Here is a 24,330-nt window from a genome sequence, read left to right on the forward strand (position 1 = left end):
TCACCCGCCGACTCCCCTGAACTCGCCGACTCCCTGAAAGTTCCCCTAGCCGTCGTCCCCGAGTTCGCTGCGGTCGTCGTCTCCGGTGTCCCGGTCGGGGCCGTCGTCGGCATCGTCGTCGCTCGTGGGGCCGTCTGTCACCGGGGGCCGCGAGACGACCTCGTCACTAGGGGGCGGTGAGGGCCGCGACGGGGTCGGGGTGGGGGAGCCGCTGTCCAGCTCCACCTTGGCCGGGACCTTGGGGGACTCCGGGTTGTCGGTGAGGGCGAAGCTGGTCGCGGCGATGCCGAGGGGGATCGCCACGACGGCGGCCAGCGCCGCGATCCGGTGCGAGAAGACCATGCGGCCGATCCTGCGGCCTATGCCCCGCCCCGCGGATGAGCCCAGCATGAAGAACTCTTCATGATCGGGTCGTGGCCGCTCTCAGCTGTCCAGCCCGATGGCGAACGCGGCCTCGATGTCGTGCTGCGAGTACGTACGGAACGCCACGTGCGTGTCCGTGCCCTCCACCCCGGGGATCTTGCTGATCCGGCCCGGAATGACCTCGGCGAGATCCTCGTGCTCCTTCACCCGCACCATGGCGATCAGGTCGTACGTACCGGTGACCGAGAAGACCTCGGTGACGCTCTCCAGCGAAGCGATCCGCTCCGCGATCTCGGGAATCCGGTCCACGCTGGTCTTGATGAGGACGATCGCGGTGATCACGGTTGGTTCTCTCCCTCGGAGGCCATTGCTGGGGCTCTCACCCTACTCGTGGTCCAGTTGGCCTGGTTGTTCTGCCGGGGGTCCGGGGGTTGGCCCCCGGGAAGACACAGCAGTCGCAGGCCTGAATCGGGCCCACGAGAAGCCGAAGCCCAGCCCGAACCCGACCAGGTGCGCCAGATACGCCACCCCCGGCCCCTGGTCCGCGCGCCCCGCCGCCACCCACTGCAGCGCCACCCAGAAGGGCAGCACGACCCAGGCCGGGAAGCGCAGCGGCAGGAAGAGCAGGAACGGCAGCAGGCTTGTCACCCGCGCCCCGGGGAAGAGGAACAGGAACGCGCCGAGGACCGCAGAGATCGCCCCGGACGCGCCGACCAGGGACTGGGTGGAGTCGTCGTTGGCGGCCGCGTAGCCCAGCAGGGCGAGGTAGCCGCAGCCCAGATAGAAGAGCGTGAACTGGAGACGGCCCATCCGTTCCTCGGTCATCACGCCGAAGACGTAGAGGAAGAGCATGTTGCCGAGCAGGTGCACCCAGCTGCCGTGCACGAACAGCGCCGTCGCGGGGGTGAGGACGGCCCGGGGCGCCCCCTCGAACAGCTCCGCGGGCACGACACCCCAGCGGTGGAAATAGGCCCGCTGAGCGGCGAGCAGCCCCTCGCCGGAGCCGTACGCCGGATTGAGTCCCGCCGCCGGGCCGGTCAGGAAGACCAGGCAGCACAGGATGATCAGCCCGTACGTCACCGGCGCCGAGGACCGCAGGACGGACCGGACCGGTCGGCCCGCCCTGCCGAGCCGAGTCCCGAAATGCGCCACGCTCCAGTTGCCGATCATGGACACAGAGCATGACGTAACAGGACGCACACGCACAGACCGCCTCGCCGCCCCGGACGGACGGGCGGTGGGTACCCGCCAGGCCGTAGGGTTACGAGCCACACGCACCGGGGCCCGGCGCGTCGCGGACAATAGAAGGTCTAGAAGGAAAGAGCACAGTCACGATGACGGTTCCCCTGCCGACCACCACGACGCGGTGGCGCTGCACCCTCTGCGGCAACCTCACGCGCTTCGACGTGACGCGCTCGTCCAAGGTCGTGGAGTACGTCCACCTCGATCTGGCCGGTGAGCCGAAGGTCGAGGAGCGCGAGGTGCTCAGTGAGACCATCGAGTCGGTGCGCTGCCGCTGGTGCAACGCCGTGGACAAGGTGGAACTCGTGGACAGGCCGGGCGCCGACTCCTGACGGGAGCGGCCCCCGCACAGGCATTGGGGTGTGACGGATGGTGGAGACACAAGGCGGGGGGCCGGACGACGGCGCCGCTGAGGTGCTCGACCGTCCGCTGCCCGACGGTGTACGGCGCAAGGTCGTACAGATCGTGTCCGACGGGTTCGGCGGCCTGACCGTCGGTGAACTGCCCGCACAGCTGCGGCAGTACGCCAGATTCGCGCCGAACCGCCGGGCCAAGTTCGCCGGCAACGCGATGGCGGCGGCGCTGGAGGCCGATCCGCTGTTCCGGCAGCGCATCGGGGAGAAGTTCAGAGAGGGCCAGCCGGAACTCGCCGGCGCCCTCGACGCCGGCTCGGCGCCCCCGGCCGCGGACCCCCTCGACGTGGCGGCCGCGGCCTATGTTCTGCGCCCCACCGGCTGGGTCAAGCTGGTCACCGCGGCCGGCGAGGAGGCCCAGCGCGCCGACGCCGAGCGCGTCGACGAGGAGAACCGCGCCGAGCTGGAGCGGCTGCGCGAGGAGCTCGCCCACGCCCGTGAGCACACCCGGCACGAGACCGAGCGGCTGCGCACCGAGCTGGACGCGGCGAAGAAGGAAGCCGAATCGCTTCACCGAAAGCTGCGCTCGGCCCTCAGCGACGTCAAGCGCGGCGAGGCCGCCCTGCGCAAGGTGCACGGCGAGATCGAGACCGTACGGGCCGAGGGGCACGCCCAGGTCTCCGCGGCCGAGAGTGAGACCCGGCGCCTCAAGGCGCGGCTCGGGGAGGCCGAGGCCGCCCTGGAGGCCACGCGCAGGGCCGCACGCGAGGGGCGCAGCGTCGAGGACATGCGCGTACGCCTGCTTCTGGATACCCTGCTGGACTCCGCCCAAGGGCTCCGCCGGGAGCTGGCGTTGCCGCCGGTCTCCGTACGGCCCGCCGAGACCGTGGACGCGGTCGAACCGGGACGAATGACCCCGAAGGACATCGCCGCCCGGGCGCTGTCCGAGAACGACCCCGCGATCCTCGACCAGCTCCTCGCCCTGCCTCAGGCGCACTTGGTGGTCGACGGCTACAACGTCACCAAGACGGGCTATCCCCAGATGCCCCTGGAGAAGCAGCGGCTCAGGCTGCTCGGCCAGCTCTCGCAGCTCGCCGCGCAGACCGGCGCCGAGGTGACCTGTGTCTTCGACGGGGCCGAACTGGCCGCGCCGGTGTTTCTCGCGCCGCCGCGCGGGGTGCGGGTGCTGTTCTCCAAACCGGGCGTCACCGCCGACGAGTTGATCCGGCAACTGGTGCGCGCCGAGCCGCCGGGCCGTCCGGTCATCGTCGCCTCGACCGACCGTGAGGTGGCGGACGGGGTCGCCCGGGCCGGGGCACGGCCGGTGGCTTCTGCGGTGCTTCTCAAGCGGCTGTCCTGATAACGCCAACGTACGGGCGCAATGCCCGAATTGGCGTCAATCCTGCGCGACCCAGCGTCAATCCTGCGTCACGAGATGTGAGTTGTGGGTAAAGAATGATTGGTGTGACGAGAATTTTCGTGTGAGGATTTGATCTGATCACAACTGGGTCACTAGGGTCTGGCCTCGAACCTCCGAGCGGGTGATCACTCACAAGAAGGGTTTCACCTCCGTGGCGTCCCACCGTCGACCCAAGCAGCCGAGCCGAGCACGAGTGACCGTGCTGACCACCGCTGCCGCTGCTGCCGTGGCCATCAGTGCGCAGGCCGCCAACGCGGCCCCCAGCGAGAAGCCGAGCAAGGACGAGGTCAAGGCCAAGGTCGACAAGCTCTACGAGGAGGCCGAGCAGGCCACCGAGAAGTACAACGGCGCCAAGGAGAAGCAGGAGAAGCTCCAGAAGGAGATCTCCACGATCCAGGACAACGTCGCCCGCGGCCAGGAAGAGCTCAACGAGCTGCGCGACAGCATGGGCCTCGCGGCCGCCGCCCAGTACCGCACCGGCAGCATCGACTCCTCCGTCCAGCTGTTCCTGTCGTCCGACCCGGACGACTACCTGGACAAGGCGTCCACCATGGACCAGCTGAGCGCCCAGCAGGTCGACTCGCTGAAGAAGATCCAGGACAAGCAGCGCGAGCTCACCCAGCAGCGCACCGAGGCGTCCGACAAGCTCAAGGACCTCGCCTCCACCCGCACCGAACTGGGCAAGAAGAAGAAGCAGGTCCAGGGCAAGCTCGGCGAGGCGCAGAAGCTGCTCAACACGCTGACGGCCGCGGAGAAGGCCGCCCTCGCCGCCGAGGAGCAGCGCGCCAGCCGCTCCGCCGCGGACCGCGTGGACCTCGGCAACACCGGTTCCGCCTCCGGCCGGGCCATGGCCGCCTTCCAGGCCGCCCAGAGCCAGATCGGCAAGCCGTACGTCTACGGCGCCACCGGCACCGCCTCCTATGACTGCTCGGGCCTCACCTCCTGGGCCTACGCCCAGGCCGGCGTCTCCATCCCGCGCACCTCACAGGCCCAGGCCAGTTACGGCACGCGCATCTACAGCCAGTCCGAGCTCAAGGTCGGCGACCTGGTCATCTTCTACGGCGATCTGCACCACGTCGGCTTCTACGCGGGCAACGGCCAGGTCCTGCACGCCCCGCGCAGCGGCACGGTCGTCCGCTACGAGTCGATCAACAACATGCCGTACCAGTTCGGCGTCCGGATCTGACCCCGGCCGAACACCCGCAAGATCAACACCACGTGCCGCCCGAACGGGCGAATCACGACAACACTTGCTGACCCCGCGCCCCGCCCATGACCTGCGTCAGAGGCGGGGCGTCACTTTGTGTGCCCGCTTCAGTCGTTGGTCGACACCCCGGCACGGAGCTACTGTCTGCCGCGTTTCCCCGCTCGCCGGGGAAGGTCCTTGTCCGCCAGCGGAAGGAGAGCGGCTCCCGTGGGGTCCCATCGCCGCCTTGCATCGACCGGGTTCGACCGGGGCGCCGGAGCAGCGCTCTGCGTCATGTCAGCCGCCGCCACGGCCCTGGGGGTCGTACCGGCCTCGGCCGCGCCACAAGACGACACCCGGGCCAAGGTGGACCGCCTCTACGAGGAGGCCGAGAAGGCCACCGAGGCGTACAACAGGGCCGACGAGCGTGCCGACAAGCTCCGCAAGCAGGTGACCGACGCGCAGGACCGGATCGCCCGGCAGCAGGAGGACATCAACTCCAAGCGGGACGCGCTCGGTTCGCTGGCAGGTGCCCAGTACCGGTCCGGCGGCCTCGATCCGTCGCTCGCGCTGCTGCTCTCCAACGACCCGGCCGACTACCTCGACAGGGCCGCCCGCATCGCCCGGCTCAGCGCCCACCAGGCAGGCGAGCTCAAGGAGCTGCAGGACGCGATGCGCCGACTGGCCCAGGACCGCTCCGAGGCGACCGGGAAACTCCTCGACCTGGAGAAGAGCCGCAAGGCCGTCGCCGTCCACAAGCGGACCGTCGAGCGCAAACTCACCCAGGCCCGCAGGCTGCTGAACTCCCTCACCGCGGCCGACCGGGCCGCCTACGACCGTGCCTCCCGCTCCGGGCGCGCCGGCATGCCCGACTTCGGGAGCCTCGTGGCCCCCTCGGGCCGCGCCGCAGCCGCCGTCGCCGCCGCCCACTCGGCGCTGGGCAGGCCGTACGTCTGGGGCGCCAACGGTCCCTCCGGCTTCGACTGTTCGGGCCTGATCCAGTGGTCGTACGCCCAGGCCGGCGTCGCCATGCCGCGGACCTCGCAGGGGCAGCGGTACGCCGGCCGACAGGTCCCGCTCTCCGAGGCCCAGCCCGGCGACGTGGTCACCTACCGGGGCGACGCCAGCCACGTCGGGATGTACGTGGGCGACGGCCAGGTGATCCACGCGCCTTACCCCGGTGCCCCCGTGCGCTACGACCCGGTGGGCATGATGCCCGGGGCGACGGTCACCCGGGTCTGACGCGGGGCCGAGGCCGCTGCGGCGCAGGTCTGACCCTCGTGCCGTCGCCGCCGTACGATCGGGAAATGGCTGGTCGAAGGCGGGCGTCGGGGGCGCGGGGAACGCGCGTCGTCGTCGCGCTCTGTCTGCTGCTCGTCTCGCTGGTGGGCTGCGGCGGGCGGCCCGCCACCGACAGCGCCAAGGCCGAGGTGCAGCAGGTTCTCGACCACCGGGCGGCCGCGATACTCGACCGCGACGAGACGGCGTTCCTGCGCTCGGGCGCCCGGGACTGGTTCGGCAACCTGGGCGCGGTGCCCCTGGCCGACTGGTCGTACCGCCTGACCGCCCTGCGGCGCACCGGCGACACCGCCCTCGCCGACGCCGAGCTGCGCTACCGCGTCCAGGGCCACGACCGGGCTCCCGTCAGCGTCGGCCGCACCCTGAGCCTGCGCCTGGACGTGGAGGGCCACTGGTACGTCGAGGCCGAGCGGCCCGCGAAGGGCTCCGCCGAACAGCTCTGGGACCAGGGCGAGGTGGGCGCCGTGCGCGGTGACGACAGCCTCGTCCTGGGCGTCGGGCAGTCCGAAGCCGCACTGCGGTCGTACGCCGAGCTGGCCGACCACGCCGTGCCGGCCGTCTCCCAGGCGTGGGGCACGGACTGGCCCCGGCGCGTGGTGATCCTCGTACCGATGTCGCTGGCCGACATGGCGGGTCTGCTCGGCTCGCCCGAGTCCTCCTACCGCGGGATCGCCGCGGTCACCACCGGGGAGACCGGCGCCCCGGCGAGCGCGCCCGCGGACCGGATCATCGTCAATCCCGACGCGTACGGCGTCCTCGGCAGCACCGGCAAGCAGGTCGTTCTCACCCACGAGACCACCCACGTCGCCACCCGCGCCCAGACCACCGAGGCCACGCCGCTGTGGCTGTCCGAGGGCTACGCCGACTGGATCGGCTACCTCGGCAGCGGCCGCTCCCCGTCCCAGGCGGCGCCGGAGTTGTGGCAGGCGGTGACCGAGGGGCGGGCGCCCCAGGAACTACCGGCGGACGCGGACTTCGGCTTCACCGGCGACGCGGGGAGGCTGGCGCGGGCCTACGAGAGCGGCTGGCTGGCCTGCCGGCTGATCGCGGACCGCTGGGGCGAGGTCAGGCTCGCCGAGTTCTACCGGGCCGTGGGGGCCCACGAGAAGCGGGCCGGCGCGGTGGAGAGCGCGCTGAAGGACGTACTCGGGACGTCGCTGGAGGAGTTCACGGGGGAGTGGCGGGACTATCTGCGGGCTCAGCTCGGCTGATCCAGCAGCGCGATCGCCTCCGTCAGCCACGCACGCTCCGCCTCACCCGTCGCCCGGGCGACCCGCAGCATGCCCTGCCGGAATGGGTCCTGCGCCTCCTCCGCCCGGACGGGCTGCCCGTCGTCGTAGAAGAAGCTCGTGGGTGCGGTGAGGAACTCCAGGCGGCGACGCAGCACTCCGGCCTGCTCCCGGCGGTCCGGCAGGTGCCGTAGGAAGGCCAGGAGCGTGTTGAAGCGGACCTGGTCCGTGATCTCCACCTGCTTGGGGTGGCGCAGGCGCTCCAGCAGGTCCTCGCGGCCGGCGCCGGTGAGGGAGAGGACCCGGCGCGGGGCGGCGCTCGCACCCGGCTCCGTGTGCTCGTCGAGCTTCCCGGCCTTGATCAGCCGTGTGATCGCCGGGTAGAGCGCACCGTCGCTGACGGGGCGGACATGGCCGCTCAGCGCCTTGATCCGCTCCTTCAACTCGTAGCCGTGCAGCGGCACTTCGGCCAGGAAGCCGAGGATCGACAGCTCCAGCATGGTCCTCCTTGCGGGCGTGATGGCACCATGGTACCTCTTATCGAGCTACCTCGGTTAGAGGTAGCTCATGGCGTTGAGGGGGCTTGGACAGTGAACGCGCACCGCAAGCAGCTCATCTCGCTCGCCCACCCCGTCTACTTCTCGCTTCTCGCCTCCGTGGCCGCCGGAATCATCAACACCGTCTGGGTCTCCCGGCTCGGCGGCCCGGCCGTGGCCGCCGTGGCCGTCGCGACCAACTCCGAGAACGTCCTGCTCGGCGTCGCCCTCGTCTTCGGCTCCGGCACGACCGTGCTGGTCGCGCACGCCAGAGGCGCGCGGGAGCCGGGGGCGGTGCGGGCGGCGGTGCGCGGGGGATGGGCGGTGTGGGCGCTGGTCACGCCGGTGGTCGTGGCGGGTGGATTTCTGGGGCGGGAGCCGCTGGCGCGGCTGGTGCTCGGTGACGGGGCCGCGCTGCCCCTCGCCGTGCGGTACTTCGCGATCTCGCTGCCCGGTGTCGCCGTGTTCTTCGCGCAGACCCTGGTCGACGGCATCCTCAAGGGGGCCGGCGACACCAGGACGCCCATGCGGCTCGCGCTGCTCACGGGTGGGCTGATCCTGGTCTGCGACCCGTTCCTCATCCAGGCCTACGGTGTCCCGGGCGCCGCAGCCTCGACGGTGCTGTGCCGGAGCGTGGCCCTCGCGGTGGGGCTGGCCGCGCTGCGGAGGAACCCGCTGCTGCGCGCGGCTGCCGAGGCACCGCCCGCCGAGCCGGTCGGGGCCGCGCTGCGGCGGACACTGCGGACCGGGCTGCCGATGTCGGCCGACTTCACCGTGCGGCAGGCGGGCACGCTGGCGCTGGTCGCGATCGTGGCACGGCTGGGCGTGACGGCGGTGGCCGCGTACTCGATCGCGTACAAGGTCCTCTACGTCGCCACCATGGGCTTCTACGCAGTACGCCAGGCCGCCGCCATCCACACCGCGCATCTGCTCGGCGGCGGTGAGGACGCGCGGTCGGCGATCGGACGGCAGGCGGTGCGGCTCGCGGGGACCTTCGCGCTCGCGGCGGCCGTACTGCTGGGCGTGACCGCGCCCTGGATCATGGCCGCCTTCGGTGCCGGTCCGGGTGTCGCCCACGCCGGTGTGCTCTTCCTGCGCTGCATCGGGCCCTACCTGCTCCTGATGGCCTGCTTCATCGCTCTCGGCGGGGTCTTCGAGGGAAGTGGGGGAGCGCCTCTGCTGCTGCGGGTGACCATGCTCGGTACGGCCGTACAGCTGCCGCTCGCGTACGGGCTGTCCGGCCTCGGTCTGCCGGGCGTGTGCCTGGCGCTGGGATCGGCCATGGCGGTGCAGTGCGCGGCGGTCCTGGTACTGCTTCGGATGAAGGCCCGGCGTCAGGACGGCAGGGACGTTTCCTTGGCGCGGGCCGCCTGAGCCGGTACGGGCGCCGGGGCGGGAGGGGTGACCGTCGAGCGCCAGAGCTCGCGGGCCGCGAGGAGCGTGGCGAGGACCAGCAGGCCGTTGCGGAGGAACAGAAGGGTGACGCCGAGGGCGTCGCTGGCGACGACGTGCGCGAACCACACCGGGAACTCCAGCACCGTCACGAAGCACGCCGCGAGGACCAGACCGACGGGCAGCGTCATCCGGCTGCCGCGGAAGCACAGGCACACCGCCGCGAGGCCGACCAGCCACACCAGGTACTGCGGACTGATCACCCGGCTGGTCGTCACGAACATCAGCACCGCCACGAACGCCGCGTCCGCGAGCGTGTGCGACAGGAACCGCCGCGCCCTCAGCCGCCACAGCAGCAGCCAGCCGAAGGCGAGCCCGCTCAGGACGAGGGCGGCCGTGCTGACGACGTCGACGTACGGACCGAGGAATTCCACCGAGCCGTAGTTCAGCAGCACCTGGCCGTCCCAGCCGTACTGCCGGGCCACATGGAAGACCAGCGCGCCCAGCGACTCCACCTCCGTGCCGCGGTCGCGCTGGAAGGTCAGGAAGGCGAACGCGCCGGGCATCGCGACGGCGAACAGGACCCCTATGGCGCCGGCGGTCAGCGCGGCGGACAGCCAGGTGCCGCGCCTGCGGGCCGCGAGCAGCAACAGCACCGGCCAGACCTTCAGCATCGCCCCGAAGGCCGTCAGCGCGCCCATCAGCCGGGGATGCCGGGCGCCCGCCAGCAGCGCGGCCACGGCTACGGCGGTGACCATCACGTCGTAGCGGGCGTACACCGTCGGCCCGAGCAGCGGCACGCCCGCCACCCACACCCACGCGCCGCCCAGCGTCCGGCCGGGCCGCACGCCCGCGTAGAGCAGGAGCGACAGGACGACCAGGTCGGCGGTGAACGCGAGGACGAAGAACGCCGACGTGTAGTCCAGCCAGAACACCAGGGCGGGGGAGAGGATCGGCAGCGCGGCTGCGGGCGGGTACTGCCAGGTGACGTCGTCCAGCGGGAACGTTCCGGTGCGCAGCACCTCGTACCAGCCCTGGTAGATCACCGACACGTCGCTGGTGACGTCCGGGCCGGGAAAGACGTACACCTTGAACACGAAGAGCAGCAGGACCACCCTGGTCAGGCCCCAGATCCCCAGCAGCCACGCCAAGGACCGCCGCGTGCCCGTCGTCTCCACCGGATCCCCTGCCGTTCGCTTCCCGCCTCAGTGAAACATGATGTCCTGTCCACCTGTGTGCAGGCCACACACCTGGCCGGGCCCCGGCTGTGAACAGCGGCTTCGGTAAGGTCGGCGGCGTGCACAAGACCCTGATCGTGACCAACGACTTCCCGCCCCGCCCCGGCGGCATCCAGGCGTTCCTGCACAACATGGCGCTACGGCTCGACCCGGAGCGGCTGGTCGTCTACGCCTCCACCTGGAAGCGCAGCCGCGAGGGCATCGAGGCCACCGCCGCCTTCGACGCCGACCAGCCCTTCACGGTCGTACGGGACCGCACGACGATGCTGCTGCCGACGCCCGCGGCGACCCGGCGCGCGGTCGGGCTGCTGCGTGAGCACGGCTGCACGTCGGTGTGGTTCGGGGCGGCGGCCCCGCTCGGCCTGATGGCACCGGCGCTGCGCAGGGCCGGGGCCGAACGGCTCGTGGCCACGACCCACGGCCACGAGGCGGGCTGGGCCCAACTGCCCGCGGCCCGGCAGCTGCTGCGCCGGATCGGGGAGTCGACGGACACGATCACCTACCTGGGCGAGTACACACGCTCGCGGATCGCCACCGCGCTGACGCCGGACGCGACCTCGCGGATGGTGCAGCTGCCGCCGGGGGTCGACGAGAAGACCTTCCATCCCGGGTCGGGCGGCGACGAGGTCCGTGCGCGGCTGGGGCTGACGGACCGGCCGGTCGTCGTGTGCGTGTCCCGGCTGGTGCGCCGCAAGGGGCAGGACACCCTGATCCTGGCCATGCCCCGCATCCTGGCCGCCGAGCCGGACGCCGTGCTGCTGATCGTCGGGGGCGGCCCGTACGACAAGGACCTCCGCAAGCTGGCCCACGACACGGGCGTCGCCGACTCGGTCCACTTCACCGGGCCCGTCCCCTGGTCCGAGCTGCCCGCCCACTACGGCGCCGGCGACGTCTTCGCCATGCCGTGCCGCACCCGCCGGGGCGGCCTGGACGTGGAGGGCCTCGGCATCGTCTACCTGGAGGCCTCGGCCACGGGCCTGCCGGTGGTCGCGGGCGACTCGGGCGGGGCGCCGGATGCCGTACTGGACGGCGAGACGGGCTGGGTCGTGCGAGGCGGCTCCCCGGAAGAGGCCGCCGACCGCATCACCACACTCCTCGGCGATCCCGAGCTGCGCCGAAGGATGGGCGAGCGGGGCAGGGCGTGGGTCGAGGAGAAATGGCGCTGGGACCTGCTGGCGGAGAAGCTGCAAACGCTGCTGTAGGCCGACAACGAGTACCCGGCAGCCCGGACGGCGCCGGGAGACTACTTCCGGTAGATCGCCTCGATCTCGTCCGCGTAGTCCTTCGCCACGACGTTGCGCTTCAGCTTCAGCGACGGCGTCAGATGGCCCGAGTCCTCCGTGAACTGGGCGGGCAGAATGCGGAACTTCCGCACCGATTCCGCCTTCGACACCGCGGCGTTGCCGTCGTCGATCGCCGACTGGATCGCTGCCAGCAGGTCGGGGTCCTCGTGCAGCGACGTCGGGGTGGAACCCGCCGGCTTGCCGTGGTCCGCGCACCAGCGGTCCAGGAACTCCTCGTCGATGGTGACCAGCGCGCCCACGAACGGCCGCCCGTCGCCGACCACCATGCACTCCGCGACCAGCGCGTGCGCCCGGATCCGGTCCTCGATCACTGCCGGCGCGACGTTCTTGCCGCCCGCCGTGACGATGATCTCCTTCTTGCGGCCGGTGATCCTGAGGTAGCCGTCCTCGTCGAGGGTGCCGATGTCACCGGTGTGGAACCAGCCGTCGGCCAGCGCCTCCTCGGTCGCGCCCGGGTTGTTCCAGTACTCCTTGAACAGGTGCTCGCCGTGCAGCAGCACCTCCCCGTCGTCCGCGATCCGCACGACCGAGCCCGGCAGCGGCTGGCCGACCGTGCCGATCTTCTGCCGGTCCCACGGGTTGAAGGCGGTGGCGGCGCAGGACTCGGTCAGGCCGTAGCCCTCCAGGACCGTGAAGCCGATGCCGCGGAAGAAGTGCCCGAGCCGCTCGCCCAGCGGGGCGCCGCCGGAGATGGCGTACTCGCCCCGGCCGCCGAGTACCGCGCGCAGCTTGCTGTAGACGAGCTTGTCGAAGACCTTGTGCTTGATCTTCAGGCCCACGGCCGGGCCGGACGGGGTGTCCAGCGCCTTGCTGTAGGCGATCGCCGTGTCCGCCGCCTTGTCGAAGATCTTGCCCTTGCCGTCCGCCTGGGCCTTGGCGCGCGCCGAGTTGTAGACCTTCTCGAAGACGCGCGGGACGCCCAGGATCAGCGTCGGCCGGAACGAGGCCAGCTCGTCGGTGAGGTTCTTGATGTCCGGGACGGTGCCCAGCTTGATCGGCGCCATCATCGGCGCGACCTGCACCAGACGGCCGAAGACGTGCGCGAGCGGGAGGAAGAGCAGGACCGAGCACTCGCCGGTGCGGAACAGGGGCCGCAGGCGCTCGACGATGTTGCCGCACTCGGCGAAGAAGCTGCGGTGGGTGAGGACACAGCCCTTGGGGCGGCCCGTCGTACCGGACGTGTACACGATCGTCGCCGGGTCGTCGGCCTTCGCCAGCGAGCTGCGCTCCTCGACCGTCGCGTCGCTGATGTCCTGCCCGAGCCGGCCCAGCTCCTCGACGCCACCGGCCTCGATCTGCCAGACGTGCTTGAGGGCGGGCAGGTGATCGCGCACCGACTCGACCGCGGCGCTGTGGCTGTCCAGCTCGACGACGCAGGCGGTGGCGCCCGAGTCGGAGAGGATCCACTGGATCTGCTCCGGCGAGCTGGTCTCGTACACCGGCACGGTGACCGCGCCCGCCGACCAGATGGCGAAGTCGAGCAGGGTCCACTCGTAGCGGGTACGGGACATCAGGCCCACGCGGTCGCCCGGCTGGACGCCGGCGGCGATGAGCCCCTTCGCGGCCGTGCGCACCTCGGCGAGGAACGTGGTGGCCGACACGTCCTGCCAGGCACCGCCCACCTTGCGGGCGATGACGGCGACGTCCGGGTGCTGCGCGGCGTTTCTGCGGACGATGTCGGTCAGATTGCCGTCCGCAGGGACCTCGTACAAAGCCGGAAGGCTGAACTCGCGCAAGACTGCTGCTCCTCATAGGGCGCCGGCGCCACGACGTTGTGTGATGCGACGGTGCGGTCCAAGGCTCGGGCAGGTGCTCAGGGATTCACAAGTTGAAATCCTGAGCACGACTGGACCGACCGGACGTTACCCGCCGGTATGGCTTCTTCGACAGGGGGTCCCGACGAGATGTTCGCTGCGTCACACGGTTGGTGCTTCACGGATGGGTGCTTCTGCGCGCACAGTAGTCGAGCCGTCTGACGACTGGCCAGTAACCATGGGCCCCGCCGCCACTGTTCACGTTTGCCGCACACGCCTACCCTTGATCGCCATGGCACCGACACCGACCGGAAACCGCCGGACCCGCGTTCACGTGGTCAGCGACGTGCACGGCAACGCCCGTGGCCTGGCCAAAGCCGGCGAGGGCGCGGACGCCCTGATCTGCCTCGGCGACCTGGTGTTGTTCCTCGACTACGCCGACCACTCGCGCGGCATCTTCCCCGACCTGTTCGGCGCGCGGAACGCCGACCGCATCGTGGAGCTGCGCACCGCCCGGCGCTTCGAGGAGGCCCGCGAGTTCGGGGCGCGGCTGTGGGCCGGGATCGGCTCGGACCGGGGTGCCGTGATCGAGAAGGCGGTGCGCAAGCAGTACGCCGAGATGTTCGCGGCGTTCCCGACGCCGACGTACGCCACATACGGCAATGTCGACATGCCGCCCCTGTGGCCGGAGTACGCCGGGCCGGGTACGACGGTGCTGGACGGGGAGCGGGTGGAGATCGGGGGCTGGACCTTCGGGTTCGTGGGCGGCGGCCTGCGGACGCCGATGCGGACGCCCTACGAGATCAGCGACGAGGAATACGCCGCGAAGGTCGAGGCCGTGGGGGAGGTGGACGTGCTGTGCACGCACATTCCGCCGGAGGTCCCCGAGTTGGTGTACGACACCGTGGCGCGCCGCTTCGAGCGGGGGAGCAGGGCGCTGCTGGAGGCGATTCGCCGTACGCGTCCCCGTTACTCCCTCTTCGGGCACGTCCATCAGCCTCTGGTGCGGCGGATGCGGATCGGGGCGACGGAGTGCGTGAACGTGGGGCACTTCGCCGGGTCGGGGAAGCCGTGGGCGCTGGAATGGTGAGCGGGCCGCCGGGATCCGGCCGGGATCGCAAGTGGGGTGAAGTCGGCTGGTCGGGCGCGCGGTAGCCTTCACGCTGCGCACTCGTGCGCACCACGACTTCTTACCGGCCCGCATCTGGAGGAGCCACGGCGATGGCGGAACACACCAGCTCGAGCATCATGATCGAGGCGGCACCGGCCGATGTCATGGGGGTGATCGCCGACTTCGCCCGCTACCCGGACTGGACCGGTGAGGTGAAGGAGGCGGAGGTCCTCAAGACCGACGACCAGGGCCGAGCCGAGCAGGTCCGGCTCGTCATGGACGCCGGGGCGATCAAGGACGACCAGGTGCTGGGGTACACCTGGACCGGTGCGAACGAGGTGTCCTGGACGCTGGTGAAGTCCCAGATGCTGCGGTCGCTGGACGGCTCGTACATTCTGAAGCCGGCGGGCGCGGGATCGACCGAGGTCACCTACCAGCTGACGGTGGACGTCAAGATCCCGATGCTGGGGATGATCAAGCGGAAGGCCGAGAAGGTCATCATCGACCGGGCGTTGGCGGGGCTGAAGAAGCGGGTGGAGTCGGGCAAGTAGGGGCCCGCCCGACCGCCCCTTCCCCCGTACTCGAACGCCGGACGGGCTGGAACGCCTGGACCGGCGTCACATGGGTAGTCGGTGTCGTCAGGCCGGGGCTGCGTTCCGAGCGGCCTTGATCCCGACGTCCGTTACGGTTCACCCCCATGCGCACCATCCTGATCACGGGCCCTGGCGGCAGCGGTCGTACCACCGTCGCCGCCGCCACCGCGCTCGCCGCCGCCCGTGAGGGCACCCGCACCCTCCTGCTCGGCGGCGACCGCACCGACACCCTCGGTGCCGCTCTCGGCGTGCCGACCGGCGCGACGCCGACGCAGGTCAGCGAGACCCTCACCGCCTGGCGCCCCGACGCGGCGCTGAGTTTCCGGGACGACCTCGCCGGCTTCCAGGAACGCGCCTCCGCCGCCCTCGACCTCCTCGGCGCCTCCCGGCTGGACCCGGAAGAGGTCACTCCCCTCCCCGGTGCCGAGGAGCTCGCGCTGCTGCGGGCGCTGCGGGACGCCGCCCTCGCCGAGCGGCACGACCTGCTCGTCGTGGATCTGCCCGCCACCCCGCAGGCCCTCGCCCTGCTCTCGCTCCCCGAGGAGCTGCGCCGCTACCTGCGCCGGCTGATCCCCTCCGAACGGCAGGCCGCCCGCGCGCTGCGGCCCGTCCTGGGGCGGCTGGCCGGAGTTCCGATGCCCGCGGAGTGGCTGTACGAGACCGCGGCCCGCTGGGACGTCGAGCTCGCCGCCGTGGAGGCCGTGGTCGACGACCGCGACACCGTCGTACGGCTGGTGGCCGAACCCGGCCCGGCCGGCGCCGACGCCGTGCGCGCCGCCACCCTCGCCCTCGCCCTGCGCGGCCTGCGCCCCGACCTGCTGATCGCCAACCGCGTCCTGCCGGAGGCGGAGGCCACGGCGGGCAGCTGGCTCGACGGACCCGTCACCCAGCAGCGCAAGGTCCTGGAGGAGTGGCAGCAGGATCATGACGTCCATGGCGTCGGCCACCTCGGACGGGACCCCCGGGGCGCCGACGACCTCGCCGCGCTCGCCGTGCCCGCCGTCAACACGACGTCGTCCACCGTGGAGTGGCCCGTCGTCGACCGGCTGGCCGAGGACGGCGTCCTCGTCTGGCACATCCCCCTGCCCGGCGCCGTACGCGACGAACTCGACCTCGTCCGGCGCGGCGACGAAATCGTCCTCACCGCGGGACAGTTCCGGCGTATCGTGCCCCTGCCGTCCGCCCTGCGCCGGTGCGGTGTGGACGGGGCCGGGCTGCGCGACGGCGAGCTGCGGATCCGGTTCGCGCCGGATCCGGGACTGTGGCCGAGGACCCGGTGAAGCAGGTACGCCCGTTCGGGTAACGTCGTAGAGACGAACCGTAGTCAGGAGTCCGTCATGAGCGAAGAGCTCCCCACGTCCGACGCCGACAAGCACGAGGCGATCGACGAGGTACGGGCGACCGACGCCGACGCCTGGGCCACGGCGTGCGCCGAGGACCTCGCGGAGGAGAAGGCCCGCCGCCGCGCCGAGTACGGCACGCCCCCGGGCTCTGCCGCCGAGGAACTGCGCAAGCTCGTCGACGCCGTCGCGGACAAGCTCTCGACCATCCAGTCCCCGCTGCTCGGCGCGGTCGCCGGACCCGCCGCCCAGCAGGTGGTCAAGCAGGTCGTGGAGCAGGCAAAGGCCGCCGTCGAGCCCGTCATCGAGCGCAACCCCGACGTCTTCGACCACCTGGCCGCGGCCGGCGGCGAACTCCTCGCCGCCTACCGCTCCGCGGTCCAGGCCCAGGAACAGCGCTGGACCACCCGGGAGACGGGCGGGCACGACCTGGACGAGCGTCCCGACCGAGGCGACGAGGCCGGTCCCGGCGAGCGCATCGACCTGGACTGATTCCCCGGTCGACGGATGAGCCGAGCCCTGTGTTCCGGGGGCTCGGCCGGCCCCGTCCGCCGGGCGGACGACGGGGACTGCGACGACAGGGGCTCGGGTACGGTTGGCCGTAGCGGGGCTCGACCGAAACTGAGGGATTCATGGGACTCACCATCGGCGTCGACATCGGCGGCACGAAGATCGCGGCCGGCGTGGTCGACGAGGAAGGCAACATCCTCTCGACCCACAAGGTGCCGACCCCGGGCACGCCCGAGGGCATCGTGGACGCCATCGCCTCCGCGGTGGAGGGCGCGCGCGCCGGGCACGAGATCGTCGGCGTGGGTATCGGTGCGGCCGGTTACGTCAATCGTCAGCGTTCCGAGGTCTACTTCGCCCCCAACATCGACTGGCGCAACGAGCCGCTCAAGGAGAAGGTCGAGGCCCGCGTCGGCCTCCCGGTCGTAGTCGAGAACGACGCCAACGCGGCCGCGTGGGGCGAGTACAAGTTCGGCGCCGGCAAGGGCCACCGCAACGTCATCTGCATCACGCTGGGCACCGGCCTCGGCGGCGGCATCATCATCGGCAACAAGCTGCGCCGCGGCCATTACGGCGTGGCCGCCGAGTTCGGCCACATCCGCATGGTGCCGGACGGCCTGCTCTGCGGCTGCGGCAGCCAGGGCTGCTGGGAGCAGTACGCCTCCGGCCGCGCCCTCGTCCGATACGCCAAGCAGCGCGCCAACGCCACTCCCGAGAGCGCCGAGGTCCTGCTCGGCATGGGGGACGGCAGCCCCGAGGGCATCGAGGGCAAGCACATCTCCATGGCCGCCCGCCAGGGTGACCCGGTCGCCGTCGACTCCTACCGCGAGCTCGCCCGCTGGGCCGGCGCCGGCCTCGCCGACCTGGCCTCCCTCTTCGACCCGTCCGCCTTCATCGTCGGCGGCGGCCTCTCGGACGAGGGCGAGCTGGTCCTCGACCCCATCCGCAAGTCCTACAAACGCTGGCTCGTGGGCGGCAACTGGCGCCCGGTGGCGGACGTCATCGCCGCCCAGCTCGGCAACAAGGCGGGCCTGGTGGGCGCGGCGGACCTGGCCCGGGAGCCCGACCCGATCATGTAAGGGCCGGTGGGTCCGACTCTTCAGGGGCGCGGGGAACTGCGCGACCAGCCACGTACGACCGGCTGTCGCCATGAACCTCGCGCCCCGAGCCATTGGGCGTAAATTGATCCACATGGAGCTGCTGCCCAACTCCCACACAGAGCCCGACGGTTCCGCCCTCATCCGCGTACTCAGCTACAACATCCGCTCGATGCGCGACGACACGGACGCCCTCGCCCGCGTCATCACCGCCTGCGCCCCCGACCTGGTCCTCATCCAGGAAGCCCCCCGTTTCTTCCGCTGGCGCAAGAAACTCTCCCGCCTGGCCCGCGCGGCGAACCTCGTGACCCTCACGGGCGGCGCCACGGCCGCGGGCCCGGCGATCCTCTGCTCGCTCCGGGCGACGATCGAACGCACCGAGGACGTACTCCTCCCGCTCACCCCCGGACTCCACAGACGCGGCTTCGCCACGGCGGTGGTCCGCTTCGGGGGCGCCCGTCTCGGCGTGCTCTGCTGTCACCTCTCCCTGCAGAAGGACGAGCGCTACGAACAGGGCGGCATGCTCCTCGACCGCGTCGCCGGCATGGGCGTCGAGCATGCCGTCGCGGGCGGCGACCTGAACGAACGCCCCGGCGGCCGCACCTTCCACCGGCTGGCCGAAGGCCTCCAGGACTGCTGGGCCACCAGCCCCTGGGGCGACGAGTACACCTCCACGCCGGTCGACCCGCATCAACGTATCGACGCGATCTTCGCGACCAAGGGCATCGAGGTGGTCGGATGCGGGGTTCCCGTCGGCCATCCCGGGATCACGCGGACAGACCTGAGGGCGGCCACGGACCACCTTCCGGTCCTGGCCGCCCTCAGAGTCCCGGCAGCTCAGTAGGTCAGACGACCGCGCCCCGCCCCGGATCGTCGTCGTCCTCGTCGTCCGTATTCATCCGCATCACCAGCGTGGCGAACCCGCCCAGGAACCCGCCGATGCCCAGGGTGGCCAGCCACCACGTCATGTCCCAGTTGAGTACGACGGCGAGCAGCAGCAGGACCGGCCCGCCGATCACGGCGAGCCAGGCGAACTTCGCGGTCGCGTCGGCGGCGGGCAGGGGCGGCGGCTCCGGCGGGACGAAGTGGCCCTCGTCGTCGGCGTCGAAGTCGTCCTCGGCCGGCTCGGGCACGCTGTAGTCGCGTGGGCCGACGCCGGGGGCGAAGGAGATCGAGCTGCCGAGGGACTTGGCGGGCTCGTCCTCCTTGGGTTCGTCGGTCTGCTTGACCTTCGCGCCCTTGTCGCCCTGCCCGGCCTTCGGCTCCTCGTCCCTCCTGCCGTCCGTCTCGTCGTTGGTGTCGGACTCCAGCAGGGCCAGGTCCTCCACGGACTTGTAGGGCTTCGAGCCGGGCGGGTCCGGCGGCTCGTCGCCGTACCCGGCGACGATCGCGGCCCAGGCTGCGTCCTCGTCGAACGGGACGTGCTGCTCTTCCGGCTCGCGATCGTCGCGGTCCTCGCGCCTTTCGCGGTCGGAGTCGTGCTCAGCCACGTGCGGTCGTCCTTCCCTTGCCGACGCCGGTTGCGAGCCGGCCGATGAAGCCGAGGCTCTCCTCGAAGATCCGGTTCGCGTCATGGTCCAACGTCGCCACGTGATAACTCTGTTCCAGCACGACCTCCGTTACGTCCGTCGACGACACCCTGCTCAGGATCCGGGCCGAGTCCGCGGACGGCACGGTGTGGTCCTGGGCGCTGCGCAGAAGCAGCAGCGGCTGGGTGACCTGCGGCAGCTCGCCGTCGACCAGGCGGAAGAAGGTCCGCAGCGAGTGGGCCGCGTGCAGCGGAACCCGGTCGTACCCGATCTCGACGCCGCCCTCCCTGGCGATGTCGCTGACGATCCCCGGCACCGTACGGACGAAGTGGCGGGACACCGGAAGCGTGTACGCGAACAGCCCGTGGATCCTGTTCGCCGGGTTGACGACCAGCACCCCGGCGACGTCCTCCCCGTGCTTCGCGGCGAGCCGCAGGGCCAGGGCGCCGCCCATGGACAGGCCGGCCACGAAGACCCGGGAGCAGTGCTCGCGCAGGCTGCGCAGCTCGCGGTCCACCTCGGCATACCAGTCCTGCCAGCCGGTGAGCTGCATGTCCTCCCAGCGCGTGCCGTGCCCCGGCAGCAGCGGCAGCGAGACGGTGAGCCCCTGCCCGGCGAGAGACTCCGCCCAGGGGCGCAGCGACTGGGGGGAACCGGTGAAGCCGTGGCAGAGCAGAACCCCGACCTCACCGCCGGCACGGCGGTACGGCTCTGCTCCAGGAAGGACCGGCACCTTACGGTCTCCTGTTCGTGAGAAGGACGACATGGACGAGAGGAACCACAACGACCCACGCGGCGGAGCCGCAAGTCGATACATCCAGGTGTCCTTCACCGTACGCGACCGCACTGACACCGACCAGGGTCGTCGGAGTCATTGGGAGTGCCCCGGGTTAAGGTCTGAGCGACAGACACAGGAGGCACTCGGTTGTTGTACGGCGCGATGAAGGTGACCATCGGGGGACCGCTGAAGGTCGCCTTCAGGCCCTGGGTGGAAGGCCTGGAGAACATTCCCGCCGAGGGCCCTGCGATCCTCGCGAGCAATCACCTCTCCTTCTCGGACTCGTTCTTCCTGCCCGCGGTCCTCGACCGCAAGGTGACCTTCATCGCGAAGGCCGAGTACTTCACCACTCCGGGCGTCAAGGGCCGGCTGACGGCCGCGTTCTTCAAGGGCGTCGGCCAGCTGCCCGTGGACCGCTCCGGCGGGCGCGGGGCGGGCGAGGCGGCCATCAAGAGCGGCACGGACGTCCTTGAGCGCGGTGAGCTGTTCGGTATCTATCCCGAGGGCACGCGCTCGCCCGACGGACGGCTCTACCGGGGTAAGCCCGGCGGCCTCGCGCGCGTGGCGCTCGCCAGCGGAGCGCCGGTCATCCCGGTCGCCATGATCGACACCGAGAAGATCCAGCCGCCCGGCAAGGTCATGCCCAAGCTCATGCGGCCCGGCATCCGGATCGGCAGGCCGCTGGACTTCGGCCGGTACCAGGGCATGGAGCACGACCGCTTCGTGCTCCGCGCGCTGACCGACGAGGTCATGTACGAGATCATGAAGCTCTCCGGCCAGGAGTACGTCGACATGTACGCGACCGCCGCCAAGCGGCAGATCGCAGAGGCCGCGAAGGCCGAGAAGGAACAGGCGCGGAAGAAGAAGGAACTGTCCGAATAGAGTCGGCCGCACACTGAGCCGAGGGGTGGGGGGCATGGCCAAGCGCGAGCGGGTCATGAGGATGTCGGTCGAGCAGCCGCTGTGGCGTGCGCTCACCGGATACCGGGTGCTGACCCTGGTGTACGCGATCGGGCTCTTCGTCAGCGCGTACGACGAGATCGCCCGTCCCTGGGTGGCCATCGGATACTTCGCCGTCCTGACCGTCTGGACGCTGGCCACCCTGCCCCGCGTGGCGAACGCCGCGAGCTGCACCAAGCGCTTCCTCGCCGTCGACCTCACCATCGCCCTGGCCGGCATCCTGCTCACGCGGCTCGCCGAGTCGCCCGAGCGGATCGACGCCGGGGCCCCGACGCTGCCGTCGATATGGACGGCGGGCGCCGTGCTGGCGTTCGCCATCAAGGGCGGCTGGCGCTGGGCCGCCTTCGCCTCCACGCTGGTCGCCGCCGCCAACCTGGTCCACCGCTCCGGCGTACCGACCCGCGACACCGTCCACATGGTGCTGCTCGTCTGGATCGCGTCCATCGCCATCGGCTACGTCGTCGAGGTCGCCCGGGCCTCCGAGCGCACCCTCGCCCGGGCCCTGGAGATCGAGGCGGCGACGCGGGAGCGGGAGCGGCTCGCCCGGGACATCCACGACAGCGTGCTCCAGGTGCTGGCGATGGTGCAGCGGCGCGGTGCCGTCATCGGCGGCGAGGCGGCCGAGCTGGGCCGGATGGCGGGCGAGCAGGAGGTCGCGCTGCGGACGCTGGTCTCGGGCGGCCTGGTGCCCGTGTCGAGGGTGTCGGAGGACGCCGCCGAGGGCGCGGTCGTACGGGCCGTCGAGGAGCCCGACGACTCCACCGGTCCCACCGGTCCGGTCGATCTGCGTGTGCTGCTCGCCCCGTACGCCGGCGCCATGGTCAGCCTCGCCGAGCCGGGCGCGCCCGTCACCCTGACCCCGGCCGCGGCGCGGGAGTTGGCCGCGGCCGTCGGCGCCGCCCTGGACAACGTCCGCCGGCACGCGGGGGAGCACGCCCGTGCGTGGATCCTCGTCGAGGACGAACCCGACGAGGTGATCGTCACCGTACGCGACGACGGACCCGGCATCCCCGAGGGCCGGCTCGCCCAGGCCGAGGGTGAGGGGCGGCTCGGGGTCGCCCTGTCGATCCGCGGCAGGCTGCGGGACCTCGGCGGCACCGCCGAGCTGATCTCGGTGCCGGGGCAGGGCACCGAAGTGGAACTGAAAGTGCCGAAGGACAGCAGCGCTTCACGGGGGAAGGCGGAGCAGCGATGACGGACACCGCGAGCGGACCGGACGAACGGCAGGGCACGATCAGGGTCATGGTGGTCGACGACCACCCCATGTGGCGCGACGCGGTCGCCCGCGACCTGGCCGAGTCCGGCCTCGACGTGGTCGCCACGGCCGGCGACGGCGACCAGGCGGTACGCCGTGCCAAGGCCGCCGCCCCCGATGTCCTGGTGCTCGACCTCAACCTGCCCGCCAAGCCCGGCGTCCAGGTCTGCAAGGAACTCGTCGGCCACAACCCGGCCCTGCGCGTCCTCGTCCTGTCCGCGAGCGGCGAGCACGCCGACGTCCTGGAGGCCGTGAAGTCCGGCGCGACCGGGTACCTGCTGAAGTCCGCCTCCACGGAGGAGCTGCTGGACGCGGTGCGCCGAACCGCCGTCGGCGACCCGGTGTTCACGCCGGGCCTGGCCGGGCTGGTCCTCGGCGAGTACCGCCGCCTGGCCTCGGAGCCGGCGCCGGCCGCGCAGGACACCGACCAGCCGGGGGCCCCGCAGCTCACCGAGCGCGAGACCGAGGTGCTGCGGCTCGTCGCCAAGGGTCTGAGCTACAAGCAGATCGCCGAACGCCTCGTCATCTCCCACCGCACGGTCCAGAATCACGTCCAGAACACCCTCGGCAAGCTCCAGTTGCACAACCGGGTGGAGCTGGTCCGATACGCCATCGAGCGCGGCCTGGACGACGAGTGATCGCGATCCGCTGACCCGATGAACGAACCGGTGCGTAAACCAACCGCCTGACACTTCACCGGAATTGCCCTTCCCGCCCATCCCTGTGTGACCTGTATCACCATTAGCGTGGCCTCATCAGGCAACCGCGGCGAAGGGACATTTCCATGCGGGTCGGAGTACTGACCGGAGGCGGCGACTGCCCCGGTCTCAACGCCGTCATCCGGGCCGTCGTCCGCAAGGGCGTACAGGAGTACGGCTACGACTTCGTCGGCTTCCGGGACGGCTGGCGAGGTCCGCTCGAGAACGACACCATCCGTCTCGACATCCCCGCCGTGCGCGGCATCCTGCCCCGCGGCGGCACCATCCTCGGCTCCTCGCGCACCAACCCGCTGAAGCAGGAGGACGGCATCCGCCGTATCAAGGAGAACCTCGCCAAGCAGGAGGTCGAGGCGCTCATCGTCATCGGCGGCGAGGACACCCTGGGCGTCGCCACACAGCTGTCCGACGAGTACGGCGTGCCCTGCGTCGGCGTACCGAAGACGATCGACAACGACCTGTCCGCCACCGACTACACCTTCGGCTTCGACACCGCGGTCGGCATCGCCACGGAAGCGATCGACCGGCTGCACACCACCGCTGAGTCCCATATGCGCGTCCTCGTCTGCGAGGTGATGGGCCGTCACGCCGGCTGGATCGCCATCCACTCGGGGCTGGCCGGCGGGGCCAACGTCATCCTCATCCCCGAGCAGCGCTTCGACGTCGACAAGGTCTGCGCCTGGATCACCTCGCGCTTCAAGGCGTCGTACGCCCCGATCGTGGTCGTCGCCGAGGGCGCCATGCCCAAGGACGGCGACATGGTGCTGAAAGACCAGTCGCTGGACTCCTTCGGGCACGTCCGGCTGTCCGGCGTCGGCGAGTGGCTGGCCAAGGAGATCGAGCGGCGGACGGGCAAGGAGGCCCGTACGACCGTCCTCGGGCACATCCAGCGCGGCGGCACCCCCAGCGCCTTCGACCGCTGGCTCGCCACCCGCTTCGGACTGCACGCCATCGAGGCGGTCCGTGACGGCGACTTCGGCAAGATGGTCGCCCTGCGCGGCACCGACATCGTCCGCGTCCCGATCGCGGACGCCACGGCCAAGCTGAAGACGGTCGATCCGAAGCTGTACGAAGAGGTCGGCGTCTTCTTCGGCTGACCGGCCTTCGGGTGGGGTTGCGGGCCGTATA

General features: G+C 71.2%; 25 protein-coding genes. 17 read left to right on the plus strand and 8 right to left on the minus strand.

Annotated elements, in window-relative coordinates:
- Positions 1 to 45 precede the first annotated feature (45 nt).
- From ACZ7L5_RS07715 to ACZ7L5_RS07725, 3 genes are all read right to left on the minus strand, one after another.
- A complete protein-coding gene (locus tag ACZ7L5_RS07715) occupies positions 46 to 342 on the minus strand; it encodes a small secreted hydrophilic protein (protein ID WP_471515855.1) in 297 nt (98 codons plus the stop codon).
- Positions 343 to 423: 81 nt separating this feature from the next.
- On the minus strand, positions 424 to 705 hold the full coding sequence (locus tag ACZ7L5_RS07720; RefSeq protein WP_328428302.1) for an Lrp/AsnC family transcriptional regulator: 282 nt from the start codon (positions 703 to 705) through the stop codon (positions 424 to 426).
- Between the two features lie 42 nt (positions 706 to 747).
- Positions 748 to 1,533, minus strand: coding sequence for a rhomboid family intramembrane serine protease (locus ACZ7L5_RS07725; RefSeq protein ID WP_471515227.1), 786 nt, complete (start codon positions 1,531 to 1,533; stop codon positions 748 to 750).
- Between the two features lie 164 nt (positions 1,534 to 1,697).
- Between ACZ7L5_RS07725 and ACZ7L5_RS07730 the strand changes: the two genes are divergently transcribed.
- From ACZ7L5_RS07730 to ACZ7L5_RS07750, 5 genes are all read left to right on the plus strand, one after another.
- Positions 1,698 to 1,937, plus strand: a complete 240-nt coding sequence (locus tag ACZ7L5_RS07730) for a hypothetical protein (protein WP_328882184.1) — start codon at positions 1,698 to 1,700, stop codon at positions 1,935 to 1,937.
- A 37-nt stretch (positions 1,938 to 1,974) separates the two neighbouring features.
- On the plus strand, positions 1,975 to 3,318 hold the full coding sequence (locus tag ACZ7L5_RS07735; RefSeq protein WP_471515229.1) for an NYN domain-containing protein: 1,344 nt from the start codon (positions 1,975 to 1,977) through the stop codon (positions 3,316 to 3,318).
- Between the two features lie 211 nt (positions 3,319 to 3,529).
- On the plus strand, positions 3,530 to 4,564 hold the full coding sequence (locus tag ACZ7L5_RS07740; protein ID WP_471515857.1) for a C40 family peptidase: 1,035 nt from the start codon (positions 3,530 to 3,532) through the stop codon (positions 4,562 to 4,564).
- 228 nt (positions 4,565 to 4,792) lie between these two features.
- On the plus strand, positions 4,793 to 5,806 hold the full coding sequence (locus tag ACZ7L5_RS07745) for a C40 family peptidase (RefSeq protein ID WP_471515231.1): 1,014 nt from the start codon (positions 4,793 to 4,795) through the stop codon (positions 5,804 to 5,806).
- 65 nt (positions 5,807 to 5,871) lie between these two features.
- A complete protein-coding gene (locus tag ACZ7L5_RS07750; RefSeq protein ID WP_471515233.1) occupies positions 5,872 to 7,074 on the plus strand; it encodes a hypothetical protein in 1,203 nt (400 codons plus the stop codon).
- Here ACZ7L5_RS07750 and ACZ7L5_RS07755 read toward each other — a convergent pair.
- Positions 7,062 to 7,592 (minus strand): PadR family transcriptional regulator, encoded by a 531-nt coding sequence (locus ACZ7L5_RS07755; RefSeq protein WP_471515235.1) that lies wholly within the window; start codon positions 7,590 to 7,592, stop codon positions 7,062 to 7,064. The two genes, ACZ7L5_RS07750 and ACZ7L5_RS07755, sit on opposite strands and share 13 nt — an antisense overlap.
- A gap of 90 nt (positions 7,593 to 7,682) precedes the next feature.
- On the opposite strand from ACZ7L5_RS07755, the gene ACZ7L5_RS07760 reads away from it, so the two are divergent.
- A complete protein-coding gene (locus tag ACZ7L5_RS07760; RefSeq protein ID WP_471515237.1) occupies positions 7,683 to 9,002 on the plus strand; it encodes an MATE family efflux transporter in 1,320 nt (439 codons plus the stop codon).
- Here the strand turns inward: ACZ7L5_RS07760 and ACZ7L5_RS07765 are convergent.
- The gene (locus ACZ7L5_RS07765) at positions 8,963 to 10,198 is read right to left on the minus strand and encodes a glycosyltransferase 87 family protein (RefSeq protein WP_471515239.1); all 1,236 of its coding nucleotides are present in this window, start codon (positions 10,196 to 10,198) and stop codon (positions 8,963 to 8,965) included. The genes ACZ7L5_RS07760 and ACZ7L5_RS07765 overlap by 40 nt on opposite strands.
- A 119-nt stretch (positions 10,199 to 10,317) precedes the next feature.
- On the opposite strand from ACZ7L5_RS07765, the gene ACZ7L5_RS07770 reads away from it, so the two are divergent.
- On the plus strand, positions 10,318 to 11,460 hold the full coding sequence (locus ACZ7L5_RS07770) for a glycosyltransferase family 4 protein (RefSeq protein WP_471515241.1): 1,143 nt from the start codon (positions 10,318 to 10,320) through the stop codon (positions 11,458 to 11,460).
- A 41-nt stretch (positions 11,461 to 11,501) separates the two neighbouring features.
- Here ACZ7L5_RS07770 and ACZ7L5_RS07775 read toward each other — a convergent pair whose 3' ends face one another.
- Positions 11,502 to 13,298, minus strand: coding sequence for an AMP-dependent synthetase/ligase (locus ACZ7L5_RS07775; protein WP_471515243.1), 1,797 nt, complete (start codon positions 13,296 to 13,298; stop codon positions 11,502 to 11,504).
- 310 nt (positions 13,299 to 13,608) lie between these two features.
- On the opposite strand from ACZ7L5_RS07775, the gene ACZ7L5_RS07780 reads away from it, so the two are divergent.
- From ACZ7L5_RS07780 to ACZ7L5_RS07805, 6 genes are all read left to right on the plus strand, one after another.
- Entirely contained in the window at positions 13,609 to 14,406 is a 798-nt protein-coding gene (locus ACZ7L5_RS07780) for a metallophosphoesterase family protein (protein WP_471515245.1), read from the plus strand.
- A gap of 131 nt (positions 14,407 to 14,537) precedes the next feature.
- Positions 14,538 to 14,978 carry an SRPBCC family protein gene (locus ACZ7L5_RS07785; RefSeq protein WP_328882194.1) on the plus strand — a complete coding sequence of 147 codons (441 nt, stop codon included), beginning with the start codon at positions 14,538 to 14,540 and terminating at the stop codon, positions 14,976 to 14,978.
- Positions 14,979 to 15,124: 146 nt separating this feature from the next.
- Positions 15,125 to 16,300 (plus strand): ArsA family ATPase, encoded by a 1,176-nt coding sequence (locus ACZ7L5_RS07790; protein WP_471515247.1) that lies wholly within the window; start codon positions 15,125 to 15,127, stop codon positions 16,298 to 16,300.
- 57 nt (positions 16,301 to 16,357) lie between these two features.
- Positions 16,358 to 16,852: a DUF5304 domain-containing protein gene (locus ACZ7L5_RS07795; protein ID WP_328882196.1), complete on the plus strand. Its 495-nt coding sequence runs from the start codon at positions 16,358 to 16,360 to the stop codon at positions 16,850 to 16,852.
- Positions 16,853 to 16,992: 140 nt separating this feature from the next.
- Complete coding sequence (locus ACZ7L5_RS07800) at positions 16,993 to 17,946, plus strand: ROK family glucokinase (RefSeq protein WP_328882197.1); 954 nt, start codon at positions 16,993 to 16,995, stop codon at positions 17,944 to 17,946.
- 112 nt (positions 17,947 to 18,058) lie between these two features.
- Positions 18,059 to 18,808 carry an endonuclease/exonuclease/phosphatase family protein gene (locus ACZ7L5_RS07805; RefSeq protein WP_471515249.1) on the plus strand — a complete coding sequence of 250 codons (750 nt, stop codon included), beginning with the start codon at positions 18,059 to 18,061 and terminating at the stop codon, positions 18,806 to 18,808.
- 1 nt (position 18,809) lies between these two features.
- Here ACZ7L5_RS07805 and ACZ7L5_RS07810 read toward each other — a convergent pair whose 3' ends face one another.
- Both ACZ7L5_RS07810 and ACZ7L5_RS07815 read right to left on the minus strand, forming a co-directional pair.
- Positions 18,810 to 19,454 carry a hypothetical protein gene (locus ACZ7L5_RS07810; RefSeq protein WP_471515251.1) on the minus strand — a complete coding sequence of 215 codons (645 nt, stop codon included), beginning with the start codon at positions 19,452 to 19,454 and terminating at the stop codon, positions 18,810 to 18,812.
- Positions 19,447 to 20,226, minus strand: a complete 780-nt coding sequence (locus ACZ7L5_RS07815) for an alpha/beta hydrolase (protein WP_471515253.1) — start codon at positions 20,224 to 20,226, stop codon at positions 19,447 to 19,449. Before ACZ7L5_RS07815 ends, ACZ7L5_RS07810 begins: the two co-directional genes overlap by 8 nt.
- Positions 20,227 to 20,421: 195 nt before the next feature.
- Here ACZ7L5_RS07815 and ACZ7L5_RS07820 point away from each other — a divergent pair, with 195 nt between their 5' ends.
- The 4 genes from ACZ7L5_RS07820 to ACZ7L5_RS07835 all read left to right on the plus strand — a co-directional run bounded on the left by ACZ7L5_RS07820 (position 20,422) and on the right by ACZ7L5_RS07835 (position 24,299).
- Positions 20,422 to 21,153 (plus strand): lysophospholipid acyltransferase family protein, encoded by a 732-nt coding sequence (locus tag ACZ7L5_RS07820; protein ID WP_328884503.1) that lies wholly within the window; start codon positions 20,422 to 20,424, stop codon positions 21,151 to 21,153.
- Between the two features lie 34 nt (positions 21,154 to 21,187).
- Positions 21,188 to 22,426, plus strand: coding sequence for a MacS family sensor histidine kinase (gene macS / locus ACZ7L5_RS07825; protein ID WP_471515255.1), 1,239 nt, complete (start codon positions 21,188 to 21,190; stop codon positions 22,424 to 22,426).
- Positions 22,423 to 23,124 carry a response regulator transcription factor gene (locus ACZ7L5_RS07830; RefSeq protein WP_365064767.1) on the plus strand — a complete coding sequence of 234 codons (702 nt, stop codon included), beginning with the start codon at positions 22,423 to 22,425 and terminating at the stop codon, positions 23,122 to 23,124. Before macS ends, ACZ7L5_RS07830 begins: the two co-directional genes overlap by 4 nt.
- Positions 23,125 to 23,270: 146 nt before the next feature.
- The gene (locus tag ACZ7L5_RS07835) at positions 23,271 to 24,299 is read left to right on the plus strand and encodes a 6-phosphofructokinase (RefSeq protein ID WP_369270498.1); all 1,029 of its coding nucleotides are present in this window, start codon (positions 23,271 to 23,273) and stop codon (positions 24,297 to 24,299) included.
- The last annotated feature ends 31 nt before the right edge of the window (positions 24,300 to 24,330 follow it).

Source organism: Streptomyces sp. NPDC107528, assembly GCF_055639295.1.

What these genes read in the sequence shown, in the direction of transcription:
- ACZ7L5_RS07730 (WP_328882184.1), top strand. Translation starts at nt 1,698, where the DNA reads ATGACGGTTCCCCTGCCGACCACCACGACGCGGTGGCGCTGCACCCTC.
- ACZ7L5_RS07725 (WP_471515227.1), bottom strand. Translation starts at nt 1,533, where the DNA reads ATGATCGGCAACTGGAGCGTGGCGCATTTCGGGACTCGGCTCGGCAGG.
- ACZ7L5_RS07800 (WP_328882197.1), top strand. Translation starts at nt 16,993, where the DNA reads ATGGGACTCACCATCGGCGTCGACATCGGCGGCACGAAGATCGCGGCC.
- ACZ7L5_RS07835 (WP_369270498.1), top strand. Translation starts at nt 23,271, where the DNA reads ATGCGGGTCGGAGTACTGACCGGAGGCGGCGACTGCCCCGGTCTCAAC.
- ACZ7L5_RS07830 (WP_365064767.1), top strand. Translation starts at nt 22,423, where the DNA reads ATGACGGACACCGCGAGCGGACCGGACGAACGGCAGGGCACGATCAGG.
- ACZ7L5_RS07805 (WP_471515249.1), top strand. Translation starts at nt 18,059, where the DNA reads ATGGAGCTGCTGCCCAACTCCCACACAGAGCCCGACGGTTCCGCCCTC.
- ACZ7L5_RS07750 (WP_471515233.1), top strand. Translation starts at nt 5,872, where the DNA reads ATGGCTGGTCGAAGGCGGGCGTCGGGGGCGCGGGGAACGCGCGTCGTC.
- ACZ7L5_RS07715 (WP_471515855.1), bottom strand. Translation starts at nt 342, where the DNA reads ATGGTCTTCTCGCACCGGATCGCGGCGCTGGCCGCCGTCGTGGCGATC.
- ACZ7L5_RS07755 (WP_471515235.1), bottom strand. Translation starts at nt 7,592, where the DNA reads ATGCTGGAGCTGTCGATCCTCGGCTTCCTGGCCGAAGTGCCGCTGCAC.
- ACZ7L5_RS07785 (WP_328882194.1), top strand. Translation starts at nt 14,538, where the DNA reads ATGGCGGAACACACCAGCTCGAGCATCATGATCGAGGCGGCACCGGCC.
- macS (WP_471515255.1), top strand. Translation starts at nt 21,188, where the DNA reads ATGGCCAAGCGCGAGCGGGTCATGAGGATGTCGGTCGAGCAGCCGCTG.
- ACZ7L5_RS07790 (WP_471515247.1), top strand. Translation starts at nt 15,125, where the DNA reads ATGCGCACCATCCTGATCACGGGCCCTGGCGGCAGCGGTCGTACCACC.
- ACZ7L5_RS07795 (WP_328882196.1), top strand. Translation starts at nt 16,358, where the DNA reads ATGAGCGAAGAGCTCCCCACGTCCGACGCCGACAAGCACGAGGCGATC.
- ACZ7L5_RS07735 (WP_471515229.1), top strand. Translation starts at nt 1,975, where the DNA reads ATGGTGGAGACACAAGGCGGGGGGCCGGACGACGGCGCCGCTGAGGTG.
- ACZ7L5_RS07780 (WP_471515245.1), top strand. Translation starts at nt 13,609, where the DNA reads ATGGCACCGACACCGACCGGAAACCGCCGGACCCGCGTTCACGTGGTC.